This is a genomic window from Clostridium nigeriense (genome assembly GCF_050585265.1).
GTDB classification, from domain to species: Bacteria; Bacillota; Clostridia; order Clostridiales; family Clostridiaceae; genus Clostridium; species Clostridium nigeriense_B.
This window is the reverse complement of the sequence record NZ_JBNOOE010000006.1, coordinates 33817-51761: the sequence shown is the minus strand read 5'-3', so window position 1 is coordinate 51761 and position 17945 is coordinate 33817. Positions and strand designations below refer to the sequence as shown.

Genomic DNA, 17945 nt, shown 5'->3' with positions numbered 1-17945 from the left:
CTACTCTTCATCATTGTTAAATAATATTGCTTTTGAAGGAGTTATAGTTGTGATTGCATGTTTATATACTAGCATTTGTTTACCATCACTATCTAAAACAACAGTAAAACTATCAAAACCTTTAACGTATCCTTTTAATTGAAATCCATTTGTTAAATAAATAATAACCTGTATTCTATTCTTTCTAGCTCCATTTAAAAAGATATCTTGTAAGTTATTAGGTTGTTTAATCATCCAAGCCACCTCCATAATACTATAATATATACTTTATGAATTTAAATCATTTACTATTCTCATAAATATCTCTTTCTCACTTAAATCATCTTTATTTATAAAAATAGCTCTAGGATCTCGTCTAAACCATGTTAACTGCCTTTTAGCATAGTTTCTAGATCCTTTCTTTATCATCTCTATAGCTTCATCGTAAGTTATTTTATTCTCTAAATAATAGAATACTTCTTTATAACCTATACCTTGCATTGACTGCATAAGAGAATTATACCCAATACTCTTTAATTTTATACATTCGTCAATTAATCCATTTTCCAGCATAATATCTACTCTAAGATTAATTCTTTTATAAAGCTTTTCTCTATTCATGTTTAAAACATAATAGTTAACATCATAAGATCCGTTATAAAATTCATCTCCTGAATTAAATGAACTGAAAGGTTTATTTGTAAGCTTATAAACTTCTAAAGCTCTTATAACTCTCTTTCTATTATTAGGATGAATTTCTTTATAACTTATAGGATCTATGTCTATAAGCATATTATGAATATATTCATTACCATGTTCTTCAGCAAGTAGTTCTAATTCCTCTCTATATTCTTCATCACTATCTGCTTCTGTAAAATTCATATTACAAGTAAGAGCATTTATATAAAGACCAGTGCCACCTACTAGTATTGGCAATTTATTTCTTGATAAAATATCTTCAATACATTTTATAGCCATACTCTTATATTCAGCAACAGAAAAAGGAGTTTCCGGACCTACTACATCTATCATATGATGAGGTATACCTTCCATTTCTTCATTTGTAATTTTAGCAGAACCAATATCCATGTACTTATATATTTGCATTGAATCAGTTGATACTATTTCACCATTTAATTCTTTTGCAAGTTTTATTGATAAATTAGTTTTTCCAACAGCGGTTGGTCCAGCAATAATTAATACTTTTTTCTTCATTGTTTCTCCCTATACTATTCTTCTAAATTTCTTATCTAAATCGTAATTAGTAAATTTAATAATTACAGGTCTACCATGAGGGCAATGGAAAGGATCATCAATATATCTTAAGTCATAAACTAGCTTTTCCATCTCTGACTCATTTAAATAATTATTAGCTTTAACTGCAGCTTTACATGCTAATGTAGCGATTCTATTATATTTTACTTCAGTAGTTTTACCACTACCCAAACTTTTAATATTATCTAAAATATTCATAAATAGATTTTTGGCATCAAGTTTACCTAGAAAATATGGAACCTCTTTTATAGCAATAGTATTGCCACCAAAGCTTTCTATCATAAAACCTGCTCTAGAAAAAACATCTAGATTTTCTTCATAAAAACAAAAATCATCTGTAGTCAAATCTATTAAAATAGGAACTAATAAATTTTGAACTATAATATCTCCTTCCTCTATGTTCTTTAAGTACTTTTCAAACAATATTTTTTCATGAGCAGCGTGTTGATCGATAATATATAAAATATCATCATATTCTGCTAATATATACATTTTATTAAATTGTCCTATAACTCTTAGATCTGGAAATTTAGCTACTTTTTCTTTTGTACTGTCAGTGCTTATATAATTTAATTCAGTCTTTCTTTCATAAACTATAGGTCTATCGATATTGTTAGATATTGTGGGCTTAATAATATTATTTAAATTTCTTAGACTATTATATAGTTCCTCTTCCTTCTTTACTTCTTCATAGGATATATTAGCTAAATCTTTACTAATTAATTTTTCACTCTTAGATTCTTTGGGTTCATTAATAAGTTCGTTAATATTAAACTTTATTTCTTCAACTGTATTTTCTTTATTTTCTTCTACTTTTTCTTCTTCTGGTATATAAAAATCTTCAAAAACTTCGTTTTTAAAAGCTTTATGTACAGAATCAAAAACTTTTTTAAATATTCCTCTATCTTCTTTAAACTTAATTTCAGCCTTAGTTGGATGTATATTTACATCTACGAATTCAGGATAAAGATCTAAAAACAAAACAAAGAATGGGAACTTATTAACAGTCGCAAAAGATTTAAAAGCATTTTCTACAGCAACTACAATAGTCTTATTCTTAATATATCTACCATTTACAAATATACTTTGATTGTTTCTAGATCCTCTTGATATCTCTTCTTTTCCTATATAGCCATATAAAGAAATAGAATCTTCCTTGTTTTCAAAGTAAATTAAGTTTTCACTAATGTTTTTGCCGTATATAGTCCTTATTACATCTATTAGATTACCTGTACCATAAGTATGTAATACCTTCTTACCGTTATTATAAAATTTAATAGACCTATCTGGATGAGACAAGGCTATTCTATTAATTATATCGCTAATTAAAGCACCTTCTCTTGAAATAGATTTTAGAAACTTCTTTCTTGCAGGAACATTATAAAATAAGTCTTTAACCTCTATTATAGTTCCTTTATTAGTACCTGTATTATTTAAAGATAATATTTCTCCACCTTCTATAATAATCTCTGAGCCAAAATCATCATCTGCTATTTTACTTTTGAGACTTACCTTCGATATTGCGGCTATAGATGCTAAAGCTTCTCCTCTAAAACCAAGAGTCATAATTGAATATATATCATCTACATCTTTTATTTTGGATGTTGCATGTGGCAAGAATGCTTTTTTAATATCATCTCTATGAATCCCATGACCATCATCTATAATCCTAATTAATGAGATTCCACCCTCTTCTATTTCAATAGTTATATTCTTTGCACCTGCATCTATTGAATTTTCCATTAATTCTTTTACAACAGAAGAAGGGCGTTCAACCACTTCTCCTGCAGCTATTTTGTTAGAGGTATGTTCATCTAATATATTGATTCTCTTCATACTCTACCCCCTTGATTTACTTTAATTTCTTAGCTTCTAATGTTAACTTATATAGTGCATTCATTGCATCCATAGGTGTTAAAGACATAACATCTAAATCAGCTATAGAATTAATTAAATTATCTTTCTCTATTGTTGAAAAATCTAACTGATAATTCTCTTCTTTTTTTGCTTTTTTATTAGTTTTATGCTTTTCTTCTTTATCTATAGCAACTTCCTTATTTGCTTCGTATTCTTTAATTACTTCACTATGTTTACTATCATCTTTATTTCCTTCTAATGAAGATAAGATTTCTTTTGCCCTTTCAATAACTTCATTAGGTAATCCAGCAAGTTTTGCAACCTCAATTCCATAAGATTGATCTGCTCCACCTTCTATTATTTTTCTTAAGAAAACAATATTATCATCTACCTCAGTAACAGCAACTGAATAATTCTTTACGCCATCTATATTACCTTCAAGCTTAGTAAGTTCATGATAATGAGTAGCAAATAAGGTCTTACATTTAAGTTTATTATTTTTAGAAATATACTCTATAACAGACCATGCAATGCTTAATCCATCATAAGTTGATGTTCCTCTTCCAACTTCATCTAATAGAACCAAGCTTCTTGAGGTAGCATTTCTTAATATATTAGATACTTCCCACATTTCAACCATAAAGGTAGATTTACCTCCAGCTAAGTCATCAGAGGCACCAATTCTAGTAAATATCTTATCACATACTGAAATATTAGCAGATTTTGCAGGAACAAATGATCCTATTTGTGCCATTAATGTTATTAATGCAACTTGCCTCATATAAGTAGATTTACCAGCCATATTAGGACCTGTAATAAGTAATAATCTATTATCATTTGTATTGAGTGTTGTGTCATTTGAAACAAATTCACCATTTCCAATAACTTTTTCTACTACAGGGTGTCTACCTTCTTTTATTTCTATTATGCCTTCTTCATTTATTGATGGTTTTATATAATCATTTTCTAAAGCAATTAATGCTAAAGTAGATAAAGCATCTAAATTACCTATTATTCTAGCGCTTTGCTTAAGTCTTGGTATTTCTTTCTCAATAGCTTCTCTTATTTCAATAAATAAATTATATTCTAAAGATATTAGCTTCTCTTCTGCACCTAATATCTTATCTTCCATTTCTTTCAACTCTTGAGTGATATATCTTTCTGCATTAGCCAATGTTTGCTTTCTAACATATCTTCCCTCTGGTATAGAAGAGTAATTAGCTTTAGATATTTCTATATAATAACCAAATACTTTATTATACCCTACCTTTAAGGACTTAATCCCTGTAAATTCTCTTTCTCTATTTTCTAAAGCAGCAATCCACTCTTTACCATGAAGTTTTGCTGTTCTTAAACTATCAACTTCTTCATTGTATCCATCTTTAATTATATTCCCTTCTTTTAAAGATATAGATGGATCATCCAAAATAGATTTTGTTAAAAGATCTTTAATATCGATTAACTCATCTAAGTCATTAAACCACTCCTTTAGTATACTAGAATTTGCTTTAGATAAATGTTCTTTTATTCCTGGTAGTTTTTCAATAGAATTTCTTAATGATATTAAATCCTTAGCATTTACATTTTTATTAGAAATCTTACCAACTATTCTTTCAATATCATAAATTTCTTTTAGTAATATTCTTAAATCTTCATTAAAATAGCCATTACTAAATAGTTCCTCAACACCATTTAACCTCTTTTCAATTTCTTTTTTTATAATTAGAGGCTCTTCTATCCACTTTCTAATAGCTCTTCCCCCCATAGATGTTGAAGTTTTATCTAGAACCCATATTAAACTACCTTTTTTTGACTTTTCTTTAAGACTTTCTGTAAGTTCTAAGTTTAGCCTAGAGTTTCCATCTATAGTCATATAATTTACTATATCGTAATATTCTAAAAGATTTATATTAGTTAATGTAATTTTTTGAGTATCATAAATATATTTAAGTAAAGCCTTTGATACATACTTAGATAATTCATTTAAACTTGATACACATACCTCAGAAAATTGATTAATAAGCTCATCTTCAGTACATATTGATTTAGTTAAATCTCTCTTTGTAATTAAAGCTTGAGAAACAGATGTTATTTCTGATAAAAGCCCTTCATTTATATTTTCATCAACTATTATTTCTTTAGGGTTAATTTTAGTTATTTCATCTAATAAAGTCGCTTTAATGGCAGAAAATGAAGTAACTTTAAATTCTCCTGTAGATATATCTGATATAGAAACTCCAAAATTACTATTTTCTTCAATTATGCACATTAAATATGTGTTTTTATATTCACTATCTTCAGATGATTCGATAAAGGTACCTGGTGTGATAACTTTTATAACATCTCTTTTTACTATTCCTTTAGCTGCAGCAGGATCTTCTACTTGTTCGCCTATAGCAACCTTGTATCCTTTATTAACTAGCCTTGCTATATACGAAGATGCTGCATGGAAAGGAATCCCACACATAGGTGCCCTTTCATCAAGTCCACAATCTCTACCAGTTAGTACTAGTTCTAATTCTCTAGAAGCAATTTTTGCATCCTCAAAGAACATTTCATAAAAATCACCTAATCTAAAAAATAAAATACAATCTTTATAATTTTCTTTTATCTCAAAATATTGTCTCATCATTGGAGTTAACATATTCTTATACCTCACAAACATAAATTTAAGTACAAACCTTGTAAATATAAGGTTTTATGACTATTATACTATAAAGTAACAACAATAAAAAGTAATAAGTTATAAAGCAAAATAAGAGAGTATCGAATAATAAATCTTATTTAATTACACTCTCTTATTTTATCTAGTTACATAAAGTTATTATTAAGTTTTCAATATTAAATTCAACTCTAGTTTCAAAGAGCTCTTCTAAAATATCTATATTTTCCTCTAAATGCTCTATATCTCTAGAGTATATATGTACTATATCTACCATGTCTTCGTCTAAAAGCTCTTTGTTTTCTAAATAACGTATTATAGACAACTCCCTAATTATTATAAAACTTACTATAGCAAATTTAATTTTTGCTAATACATCATAATCAAATACTGATTTCATAAAATACCTAAATACATAATATACAAGAATTTGTTCAAATTGATATTCATTATCTTTATAATATGCATTAAAACTATTATTAAGATTTTGGTAAACTTCTATATCCTCTTCATTTTGCCAAAAATATCTCAATGAATTTTCTAATCCTAATATATCATTTGGCTTTATATGTTTTAAATCTTTAAATATATTAAGAATTTTATAGATATTAATGTATTTTTCTTCTAGTCTATCATTAAACTTTTGAAGAGAATTAATGGTTTTATATACATATACTTTATTTAAATACTTCTCATTAACATCTTTAATTGTATTTATATCATTTAGATCTATCTTCTCTTGAATTTCATTTATAAAAGAAAGAATTATACCACATCTATATTTTAATTCTTTTTCTCTATCTTGCAATATATCAAAAACAATTTTTCTACATTGCATAAGATTCATGTAAATATTAGGATTTATGTCATTATAGCTATTAACTTCCTCATTGTTTTCTGCAAGTTGAAATTTTACTTTTTCTTTTTTCCCTAATATTATCCTTGAAGCTTCAGGACATGATAAAGATATACCAACTTCACGCAAATTCCCAAACTCCTCTAAATAACGTGGATATTGTCTACAAGTGTAGCATAATCCATCTGATCCTAAATTACTATATATATCACATAAATTACTTTCATTTAAAAAGGAACATCTATCTCCTTTTAAAAGAAATATATTATCACCATCATCATTAATTATTTTACTTCTTAGTTCTTCTCCAAATTTACCTTTCATAGATATATATTTTTCGTAGCTTTCGTTATCAATTACTATTCCCCATCCAGCGCAACAAGTATCTTCACATCTATCAGCAATGCATTTAAATTCATTAAAATAATCTGGTGTTCTTATTTTCATTTTCCCCTCACATCTTATTAAGTATAATATTGTATTCTTTTAATATAATAATTTTAATACTCAACTTAAATGTATTCAAGATTATATTTATTTTTATATTTATATTCACTTAAAAAGTAGTTCATATATGATTAATTTAATCAATTATGAACTACTTTTACTAAATTGAAAATAGATTTAATATATCTTCATCACTTAAAGCATTTATATTTGATGTTTCCATACTATTATCTATTATCTTTTCAATTAATTTTCTCTTTTCATCTTGAAGTTCTACTATTTTTTCTTCTATAGTATTTTTAGAAATTAATTTAATAACTTCTACTACATTATTTTGGCCAAATCTATGAGCCCTATCTGTTGCTTGATCTTCTACAGCAGGGTTCCACCAAGGATCAAAATGAATGACTATATCTGCAGAAGTTAAATTTAAACCAGTTCCTCCAGCCTTTAAACTTATTAAAAATACGGAGTTATTTCCATTATTAAATTCGTTTATTAAATGTATTCTTTTTTCAGATGGTATACTTCCATCTAAATAGCTATATGATATATTTTCATAATTTAATCTCCTAGCTATATTTTTTAATACTGAGGTAAATTGTGAAAATACAAGAATCTTATGACCTTCTTCTATACCTTGATTTAGTAACTCAATTAATGAATCTATTTTCCCACTAGTACCTATATAATCATTTATTAATACAGATGGATCTAAACATATTTGTCTTAATTTTGTTATATATGATAGTATCTCAATTTTACTATTTTTTAATTCATCATCTTTAACTTTCTTTTCTATTAGATTTTTAGCATAATCAGAATATATAGTATATACTTTTTCTTGTTCTTCTGACATTGAAACCAAAAGTTTCTTTTCAATTTTTAAAGGCAATTCTTTTATTACATCTTTTTTATATCTTCTTAATATAAAAGGCTTTATTAACTTGTTTAATTCTTCTAGAACTTCATTAGATTCATGTAACTTTTTATAGTATCTAACGCTAAAGCTATTTTCATCAAACAGATATCCAGGCATTACAAAATCAAAAATTGACCATAATTCCATAACAGAATTCTCTATAGGTGTACCTGTTAATGCAAACTTTCTATTTGCAGTTATTTTCTTTACTGATAATGCATTTTGAGAATTACTATTTTTAATATACTGAGCCTCATCTATAAAACAATAATCAAAATTAATATTGCTATATAGATCTAAATCTCTTTTTAAAATATTGTAAGTTGTTATTATAACATCATATTGATTAACGTTATTTAATATATTTATTCTTTCGTCCCTTGATCCATTAACAACTATCCATTTAATACTTGGAGCAAACTTTTCAATTTCATTACCCCAATTATAAATTAATGACGTAGGAGCAATAATTAATGTTTTAGATGGAAGAGTCGATAAAATGAATGTTATTGCTTGTATTGTTTTACCAAGGCCCATTTCATCTCCTAGTATTCCACCAAAACCTAAGTAATCCATTGTTTTTAGCCAATTGAATCCTTCTTTTTGATAAGGTCTTAGACTGGCACTTAAAGTCAACGGCTCACTAAAGTTTATTTTCTTAACATCCTTAATTTTTTTTTGAATTTTAGTTAATTCATTTTTACCTTTAATATATCTTAAACTATTTTCTTTAATAAAATCACTAAGAAATATTGCTTTATTTTTATGAAATGCTACTTTATCATCCTCAATATTGTTTTCAACTGAAAGTACATCTAATAGCTTTAAAAAGTTTTTAAGCTCAATTTCTTCTAGATCTAAATACTCACCGCTTTTAAGCTTAAAATACCTTAAATTATCTTTAAACGCTAGTAAAACATCTTTTATTTCCTCATTAGAAAGATTATCTATATTAAATTTTAATTCAAAATAATCGTACTTTCCTGCTTGAATTTGCCCTATTATATTTTTATTATTAACTTGCTTTATAACCTTAAAGTTTTCTGAATAAAATACTTCGCCTATTTCTTGTAATTTATTTATATCATTTTTAAAAAAATTAAATATATAATCATCTCCAAGCAATAGATAAAATTTATCACCTGAAGCTTCGAACCCTAAAGCTCTTAGAATTGATAATACATTTCCTTCTTTAGTTAAGTCCCTATAAATAATTTTATTTTTGTACTCATGAAAAATATTAAATTCATGTTCTCCATATTTAACTTTCAGAACTAAAGTTATATCCTTATTTATTTTATCAAAATAGAAGCAAAATTTAACATCCTCATTAACAACCTTATCTTTAATGGATTTGTTTATTTTTACATAATCTGACAATGTATAAAGTTTTGGCAGTAAACTTGATAGTATTCTAAACTCTTCATTTTTATTTAATGAAATATAGTTACTATTTTTAAATGCGTCTAGGTACTTAGAAATATTATGGCAATAAGCAAAGCTTGGTAAATAAATACTACTTCCATATAAAAACACTGTATTTTTCTTATCTAAAATTTCTGGTAATCCATCATCTAGTGATAATATATATTCATTACCTAATTCTTTTAAATTGAACTGTAAGTTAGGCTTATCATAAATTATCTCAGTATCTACAGGCCTATAAAAGAAACCATCATTTAAATAAATTCTATTTTTAGATATAGTATCAAAAAATTCTCTTATTAGAAAATCAGGAATAATTATAGATTTTCCATCGATAAACCTCTCTTGCCTTTTAACAAAATTTAATTGTAAATTTTCAATATCTTTTATTTTTTCAATAAAACTAATTATTTTACTTTCTTTAATTCCTAATCTCTGATATCTTAAGTCAAAAATATAATCTTTACCATATTTTATTGGTATCTTATTATAAATTGAGATTAAGAGTTGATTTATATCTTTTATTACATATAATTTGTTTGAAGATAGTCCTTTTAAACCTATTTTAAATTCTGCGGTAATTTTGTTTTTTATTCCTCTTCTATTTATATATACTTCTAATTTTATTTCTTCTTTATTTTCTTCTTCTAATAGTAAATTTAAAATACTATCATTACTTTTAAAAATATTATTTACAGCAACTGTTGGAGTATCTACCTTCTTTTTTATATCTTCATAATTATCTAAGTCTTTTAAAAATTTATAAAAAGTAGCAAATAGATGTTTGCAACAGTAATTTTCTTTACGAAATTCATTTTTTTCAAAGTCTTCACAAGAACAATATGTAGATAATATAGACTTATTTTTTATATCTATCTCAATTTTATTAACATATTCATTATAAAAGTCTTCAGACAAGACTTTTGAATTTATGTAAAGTAATCCATTATCTGAAGATAAATTAAAATCAGATATTAAATCCTCTTCTAAAATTCTTTTTCCTAAAGTCTTATCTTTACCTGATACACTTTTATTAAATTTATCTAATAATAATTCTTTAATCATATTAATCACCCTAAAAACAATATTCTTTTATTATAACAAAAAGAAGTGGTTTTATCCACTTCTTATACTAGTTACCTATTTACTCTTTTCTCCGTAAAAAAATAATTTTAAAATCATAATTGAAGAATAATTTAAGTTAAAGAAGTCATTATATTCCTTAAAAATTCCACCTAATCTCGGATCATTTTCTATACCTTTATCTAGATTAAATTTAAAATTTTCTTTGCCTAAAATATCACTATGATTAATTACTGCTTCAATATTTAAATTTTTAAAACTTAACTTTTTTAATAAAGTTAATAATATTCGTCCTATTTCTCTATTTCCATTTATTGATGTTTGATATTTAGAGAGATTAGTGTTTAAATTTTCTATTAATTCATTTTTAGGATATGTTAATCCCCAAAGTTCGCTATCCACGTCTATTATAATTACTTTACCACCTGGTTTTAATATTCTGTATATTTCTTTTAAAGCTATAATTGGATCACTTAAATGTTGAAATACAAATCTAGCTATAACTATATCAAAGTATTCATCTGGGATAGTAGATTTCATTATATCATCTTGCATAAATGTAACTCTATTCCCATAATTATTAAGCATATTATGTGCAAAATTAAGTAAGGGCTCATCATTATCCAAAGCTATAACTTCTGAGTTATGAAAGTTATCTAATAATATTTTAGTATAGAAGCCAGGACCACTTCCTACTTCTAAAATGACACTATCATCTTTTATACCTAAGTTTCTAAGCATTTTAATTTCTCTATCTGATCCAAAATTAGCTTGTTTTTGTAATCTCAGTAATTCCTTCTGAAACCCAATTTGTTTATAAATATCACTATATGGCATTGTTTTCTCCTAGGATTATTTTATTCTATATAGTATATACTTAAAATGACCTTTTGTTCTTAGACAATTGTAAAGTAGTTTAATTAATAAATTATCTTATATAAGAATGAATGAAGCATTATATTAGAATATAATATAGATATTATAGCTATAAAAGCATAGCAAAATAAAAATACTCTATTAACTATATACTAGATATTATTATGGAACTAAAAAATTTATTGCCTTTGTCTCTAATGAAATATCTATATCTTTATTAACTAATATTTCACCATCAATACAAGTAGTAAATCTGTCATTAGATTTAATATTTATGCTCTTACATTTTCTATATATAATGTATTCTTTAATAGAGTCATTTTCTAGATGATTACCTTCTTTATAAATGTTAATTAATTTAACTAGTTTTAATCTTGGAACATTCTTTATTAAACATATATCTATTAATCCATCATTTATTTTTGCTAATGGAGTACCCTTATATCCTCCACCATATGTCATTCCATTTGCAACTACACATAATAGAAAATCTCCATGTATTAACTCTTTATTATCTATAATTATGTCTAATGTATTATGCATTTTATGAAATAGTGAATAAAAGATAGATAAAGTATAGGCTCCTTGTCCACTTATTAATGGAAAGCGCTTAAATTTATTCATATTTTCAGCAACTTTTGCATCAAATCCTATATTACATAAATTAATTGAATAAATATTGTTTACTTTTAATAAATCTATTTTTTCATTACTAAACTCTAGTTGTTTATCAATATCATAAAATCTAACTTTTGACTTAAAATTATTTATAAAATCATTACCTGTTCCATATGGAATCACTGAAACAAAGGCATTTTTATATCCTATTAAACCATTAATAACTTCATTTAGAGTTCCATCGCCTCCACAAGCATAAAATCTTAAATTACCATCTTCTGATTCACAGATAGATTTAGTAAAATTTGTAGCATCGTATTTTCCTTTTGTAATATAAATTCTATATTCTTCATTAATATCTTTAAAAGCTTTTTTTATATCTTTAGTTATCTTTTCAGAAATATTAAGTTTCCCTGCTTCAGGGTTTATTATAAAAAAGTGTTTAGTATTAGTCATAATTTTACAATTCTCTTTCTTTATACTTTATTTAAAATTAGTATACTATATTAAGAAATAATTATCATTAATTGCAATTTATTTATATCAAGAAAAAAATTAGCTATACCTATGTATTACATTATAGATATAGCCCTTTTTTAATATTATTTTCTTTATAAGAAAAGATTTATACGTGCATTAGATAACATTAATTTAATTCTATTTTCTTGGTTTATTTTGGATTGAGATGGGTCATAATCAATTACTACTATATTAGCTGTAGGATTGTTATCAACTATCTTTCTAATAGCACCTCTTCCAACTATATGATTTGGTAAACATCCAAAAGGCTCAGCACAAATTATATTATTTGTACCTGAATGTATTAGTTCTAACATATTAGCAACTAACAGCCATCCTTCTCCCATTTTTACTCCATATCCAATATATCCATCAGCTGCTTTTCGTATCTCTTCAAAATCTGTTGGTGGCTCAAATTTCGAATTTTCTTTTATTACTTTGTTTATCTTTCTTTGGATTTTCAAAATAATTTTGTATCCTAATGAAGCAAACTTGGATTTTAGAAAGCCCTTCTTATATAACTTATAATCAATAACAGAGTTTAAAATGCAATAATTTATAAAATCCATAAGACCAGACTGAACTACTTCACAATCTTCTTTTACTAAAAATTCCTCAAGATGATTATTCCCCATTCTAGAATATTTCATATAGATTTCTCCAACTATTCCAACCTTAATTTTTTCAGTCTTATTAATTTTTATATCATTAAAGGCTTTGACAATTGTTTTTGAAATTTTATTAACCTTTAAATAACTTAAATATGAAAAGTTATTATTTAAATAACCAATCATTTTTTCTAACACTATATCACATTCACCCTCATTAATTTCATAAGGTTTAACTTTATTATATAGACACATTATAAGATCACCATATATTACAGCGTAGAATAGCTTTAAAATAAGGCTTGGACTAATTTGTAATCCTGGATGTTTTTCGATTCCGGATACACTTAAACCTATAGCTGGTACTTCTGAAAATCCACTGTTTTCCAATGCTTTTCTTATTAAATGAATATAATTAGAAGCTCTGCAGCCTCCTCCTGTTTGAGACATAAGAAGTGCAGTTTTATTAATATCATACTTTCCACTTTTTAATGCTGAAATAAACTGACCAATAACTATCATTGCTGGATAACAAATATCATTATTTGAATATTTTAATCCAGCATCGATTATATCTGTAACATCATCTTCTAAAAATTCAATATCAAACCCATAATCTTTTAATATTTTGTCTAAAATTTTGAAATGAATTGGTAACATATTAGGAACTAATATCTTATAATTTTTCTTCATTTCTTTAGTAAAAATCTTATAATCTTTATTCATTTATTTCCCACCTGTTCTTTATAGCTTCAACCATACTTCTTATTCTTATCCTTGCAGCTCCTAGATTATTTGTTTCATCTATTTTTAATTGAGTATATATTTTACCATTTTCTTCTAAAATAATTTTGATTTCATCAGCTGTTATTGCATCTGTACCACAACCAAAGGAAACTAATTGAACTAATTGCATATCACTATTTTTCACAATATATTTAGCAGCATTAAATAGCCTTGCTTGATATGTCCATTGATTTAAAATATTAACCTTAACATTTTTATGATCAAAAGGAATAGAGTCTTCTGTTAATATAACAAGGTTTAATGAATTCATCATTCTATCTATACCGTGGTTAATTTCTTTATCCACATGATAGGGTCTTCCTGCTAAAACAACAATTAACATATTGTTTTTCCTTGCATAATTTATAGCTTCTTCTCCCTTAATTAATATATCTTTTTTAAATTTTTTGTATTCATTTATTCCTAAACTATAAGCCTTTTCAATCTCCTTTTTTATTATCCATGGATAATAATTCTTTAAACTAGTATATAAATTTTCAATAGTACTTTTACTAGAATTTAAGTCTAAATAAGGACTTATAAAATTACAATTATTTAAATTATAAACATTATTTTTTATAACTTCAGGATAATAAGCTACAACTGGGCAATTATAATGATTATCAGATATTCCTTCATCATAATTAAATGTCATACATGGATAAAATATATTATTAACCTGCTTTTTAATAAGACTTTCTATATGTCCATGAACTAACTTAGCTGGATAACAAGCTGTATCTGAAGGTATAGTATACTGACCATTTAAATATAAATTTTTAGAAGAGGCATCCGACAAAACTACTTTTATTCCTAATTCATTAAAAAATTTAACAAAGAAAGGTAAGTTTTCATACATGTTTAATACCATCGGTAAGCCTATAACACCATTTTCACCGCTATTATTTTCATATTCTAATAGTTTTGAATATTTATATTCATACAAATTAGGAATATTCTTTTCTTCATATTTACCTGTTGGTCTAGAGCATCTATTACCAGATATATATTTTCGTACACCATTAAAAGTATTTATAGTTAAATTACAATTATTTGTACATAATCCACATTTAGCACCTTTAGATGTGTGTGTAAAGTTTATTAACTCTTCTTTACTTATTATTTTTGACTTTAATAGATTTTTATTTTTTACATATATTGCAGCTCCATATGCCCCCATTAACCCTGATATATTTGATCGTGTTACGTTTTGATTTAGTTCTAATTCTAAGCTTCTCAAAATAGCGTCATTACATAATGTACCACCTTGAACTATTACATTTTTACCAATGTTTCTAGTTCTTATAACTTTATACAATGCATTTTTTACAACACTAATTGATAAACCAGCAGAAACATCTTCTATAGTTGCACCATCTCTTTGTGCTTGTTTTACAGAGGAATTCATAAAAACAGTACATCTTGATCCTAAATCAGCTGGATGTTTGGCAAATAAACCTAGTTTAGAAAAAGTTTCAACATCATATCCCATTGCTTTGGCGAATGTCTCTATAAAAGAACCACATCCAGATGAACATGCTTCGTTTAAAATAATACTTTTAATAGCTTTATTTTCTATTTCAAAGCATTTAATATCTTGTCCACCTATATCTAATATAAAATCTACATTAGGATTAAATTTACTTGCTGCAATATAATGAGCTAATGTTTCTACTAATCCATAGTCTATTCCAAAAGCTTTTTTTATTAATTCATCTCCATATCCAGTAACCGAACTTCCTTTTATATTAATTCTGTTTCCGAAATTTTCATATATATATTCTATTTGCTTTTTTATTACCTTTACTGGATTACCTTCATTATGAGCATAGTATTGATATAATATATTACAATCATCATCAATTAAAACAAGCTTTGTAGTTGTACTTCCTGCATCTATACCTAGATAGACATCACCTTTATACTTATTTATATCTCTAATTAAAACCTTAGCCTTATTATGCCTTTCAATAAACTTATTATATTCACCTTCATTTTGAAATAACGGCTTAACTTCTTTTTTTATGTCTAAATTACTTTTATTATTATTTAGTATTAAAGTCAAGTCTTCATATGTATAACTTATGTCTTCGTTTGTAGAAAATAATGCAGCTCCTTTAGCTACAAAAACTTCTGCATCTTCTGGAACTATTCCTTCATTTTCATTTAAATTTAGTTTTTTTATAAACATACTTCTAAGACCTTTATAGAAATATAATGGACCACCTAAAAATAATATATTTCCCCTTATCTCTCTTCCTTGTGCAAGACCACCTATAGTTTGATTTACTACTGCATCATAAATACTTATAGCTATATCAGATTTATTTGCTCCTTGATTTAATAATGGCTGAATATCAGATTTAGCAAAAACACCACATCTTGACGCAATAGGATAAATATTTTTATATTTAAAACTAATTTCATCTAGTTCCTCTACTGTAATTCCCATTAAACTTGCCATTTGATCTATAAATGCACCTGTACCACCAGCACAACTAGAGTTCATTCTTTCTTCTAATCCATTTGTTAAATAGATTATTTTAGCATCTTCTCCACCTAATTCTATTACTACGTCAATATTATTAAAAAGCTTTTTAACTCCTATTGTGGTAGCAAATACCTCTTGTACAAAAGATATTCCTGAATCTATAGCTAGACCATATCCTGCTGAACCAGTTATAGAAACTTTTAACTTATTATTTTTTACTATATCTTTTATATTATTTAGTTCTTTTAATATTGTTTCTTTAACTTTTGTTAAATGTCTTGTGTAACTTTTATAAATAACATCATTTTCTTCATTTAGTAGGACCAATTTTACTGTAGTTGAGCCTGCATCTATGCCTAGTTTATATACCACTTATATTACCTCCACTCATATATTAATATATTTAATCAAGCCCTATAAGCATATATTCTTATAGGGCTCAAATTATACACATTTACAGCTATCTCTTATTATTAATTTAACTGGTAATACTATCTTTTTACTTAAAGATCTTTTACCTTTTATTCTCTCCATTAAAACATCAAGAGCAGTTTCTCCCATAAAATCAGTAAATACTTTAACTGTTGTTAAAGAGGGAGATAAATATTGAGCTGTTGCTATATCATCAAAACCAACTATACTTATATCATTTGGAATATTATAACCTTCTTCTTGAATGGCTTTATATGCCCCTACAGCCATTGGATCACTTGCTATAAAAAATGCTGTTGGTATTTTTTTTAGCTTCAAAGCTTCCTTCATTAAGGAATACCCATCTTCTAGGGTAAAGTTTCCTTTGAATACCCATTCACTCTTAAAATTATTAATTTCAGTCATAAAATTTCTATAGGTAGCTTCCCTATAGTTTATTAATTCTACTCCATCATTATTATTATTATTATTATTATTATGAGGTATAACTTTAGCACCAATATATCCAATATCTTTATGTCCTAAATAATATAAATAATCTAAAGCTTTTTTAGCTCCATATTTTAAATCTACTACTATAGAATCATAATCCCATTCTTCTGGAGATGAGTCTATAAAAACAATATTTTCAGTTAAATCTTTAATCTTCAATATTTCTTCATTTTGAAATATACCAATAGCAATTATTCCATCTAAATCCTTATAGCTATATGAATCATCATTTAGTATTTTACTAAAATATAAAGATTTAAAATCAATACTTTCTTCCATACATTTTTTTTCTATAGCCATTCTTATAGATAAAAAATACGGATCGTTTAATTCTTTAGTTTCAGTAAATGAACATACTATACCAATATTATATTTTTTTAATTTACTCTTTCTCTGTTTTATTGTAACATAATTCATTTTTTCAGCTATGCCCAAAACTCTTTTTCTAGTTTCTTCTGAAACATTTAAGGTTTTATCTAAATTTAGAATACGGGAAACTGTTGAAATAGAAACTCCAGCAGCCTTTGCTATTTCCTTAATAGTTGCCATATTACACACCCTTACTAACTTAAATTTATAACTTAAAAATACAATTAAAGATGAGGCATTTTCTATAA

At 25.8% G+C, this 17945-nt stretch carries 11 protein-coding genes; all 11 read right to left on the bottom strand.

Features of this window, described 5'->3' with window-relative positions; translation table 11 throughout:
- On the bottom strand, positions 1-234 hold the full coding sequence (gene hfq, locus ACQPVP_RS07175) for an RNA chaperone Hfq (RefSeq protein ID WP_430848577.1): 234 nt from the start codon (positions 232-234) through the stop codon (positions 1-3).
- Between the two features lie 33 nt (positions 235-267).
- Positions 268-1194 (bottom strand): tRNA (adenosine(37)-N6)-dimethylallyltransferase MiaA, encoded by a 927-nt coding sequence (miaA, locus tag ACQPVP_RS07170; RefSeq protein WP_430848575.1) that lies wholly within the window; start codon positions 1192-1194, stop codon positions 268-270.
- 9 nt (positions 1195-1203) lie between these two features.
- The gene (gene mutL, locus ACQPVP_RS07165) at positions 1204-3090 is read right to left on the bottom strand and encodes a DNA mismatch repair endonuclease MutL (RefSeq protein ID WP_430848573.1); all 1887 of its coding nucleotides are present in this window, start codon (positions 3088-3090) and stop codon (positions 1204-1206) included.
- 16 nt (positions 3091-3106) lie between these two features.
- On the bottom strand, positions 3107-5755 hold the full coding sequence (mutS, locus tag ACQPVP_RS07160; RefSeq protein WP_430848571.1) for a DNA mismatch repair protein MutS: 2649 nt from the start codon (positions 5753-5755) through the stop codon (positions 3107-3109).
- A 163-nt stretch (positions 5756-5918) separates the two neighbouring features.
- On the bottom strand, positions 5919-7076 hold the full coding sequence (gene fliB / locus ACQPVP_RS07155; RefSeq protein ID WP_430848569.1) for a flagellin lysine-N-methylase: 1158 nt from the start codon (positions 7074-7076) through the stop codon (positions 5919-5921).
- A 160-nt stretch (positions 7077-7236) separates the two neighbouring features.
- Positions 7237-10488: a DEAD/DEAH box helicase gene (locus ACQPVP_RS07150; protein WP_430848567.1), complete on the bottom strand. Its 3252-nt coding sequence runs from the start codon at positions 10486-10488 to the stop codon at positions 7237-7239.
- A gap of 75 nt (positions 10489-10563) precedes the next feature.
- Positions 10564-11343: a class I SAM-dependent methyltransferase gene (locus tag ACQPVP_RS07145; RefSeq protein ID WP_430848565.1), complete on the bottom strand. Its 780-nt coding sequence runs from the start codon at positions 11341-11343 to the stop codon at positions 10564-10566.
- A 201-nt stretch (positions 11344-11544) separates the two neighbouring features.
- Positions 11545-12456, bottom strand: coding sequence for a diacylglycerol/lipid kinase family protein (locus ACQPVP_RS07140; protein ID WP_430848563.1), 912 nt, complete (start codon positions 12454-12456; stop codon positions 11545-11547).
- A gap of 155 nt (positions 12457-12611) precedes the next feature.
- Positions 12612-13853 carry a 2-hydroxyglutaryl-CoA dehydratase gene (locus ACQPVP_RS07135; RefSeq protein ID WP_430848561.1) on the bottom strand — a complete coding sequence of 414 codons (1242 nt, stop codon included), beginning with the start codon at positions 13851-13853 and terminating at the stop codon, positions 12612-12614.
- Complete coding sequence (locus ACQPVP_RS07130; protein ID WP_430848559.1) at positions 13846-16776, bottom strand: acyl-CoA dehydratase activase; 2931 nt, start codon at positions 16774-16776, stop codon at positions 13846-13848. Before ACQPVP_RS07130 ends, ACQPVP_RS07135 begins: the two co-directional genes overlap by 8 nt.
- 72 nt (positions 16777-16848) lie before the next feature.
- Positions 16849-17877: a LacI family DNA-binding transcriptional regulator gene (locus ACQPVP_RS07125; RefSeq protein ID WP_430848557.1), complete on the bottom strand. Its 1029-nt coding sequence runs from the start codon at positions 17875-17877 to the stop codon at positions 16849-16851.
- Positions 17878-17945 lie beyond the last annotated feature (68 nt).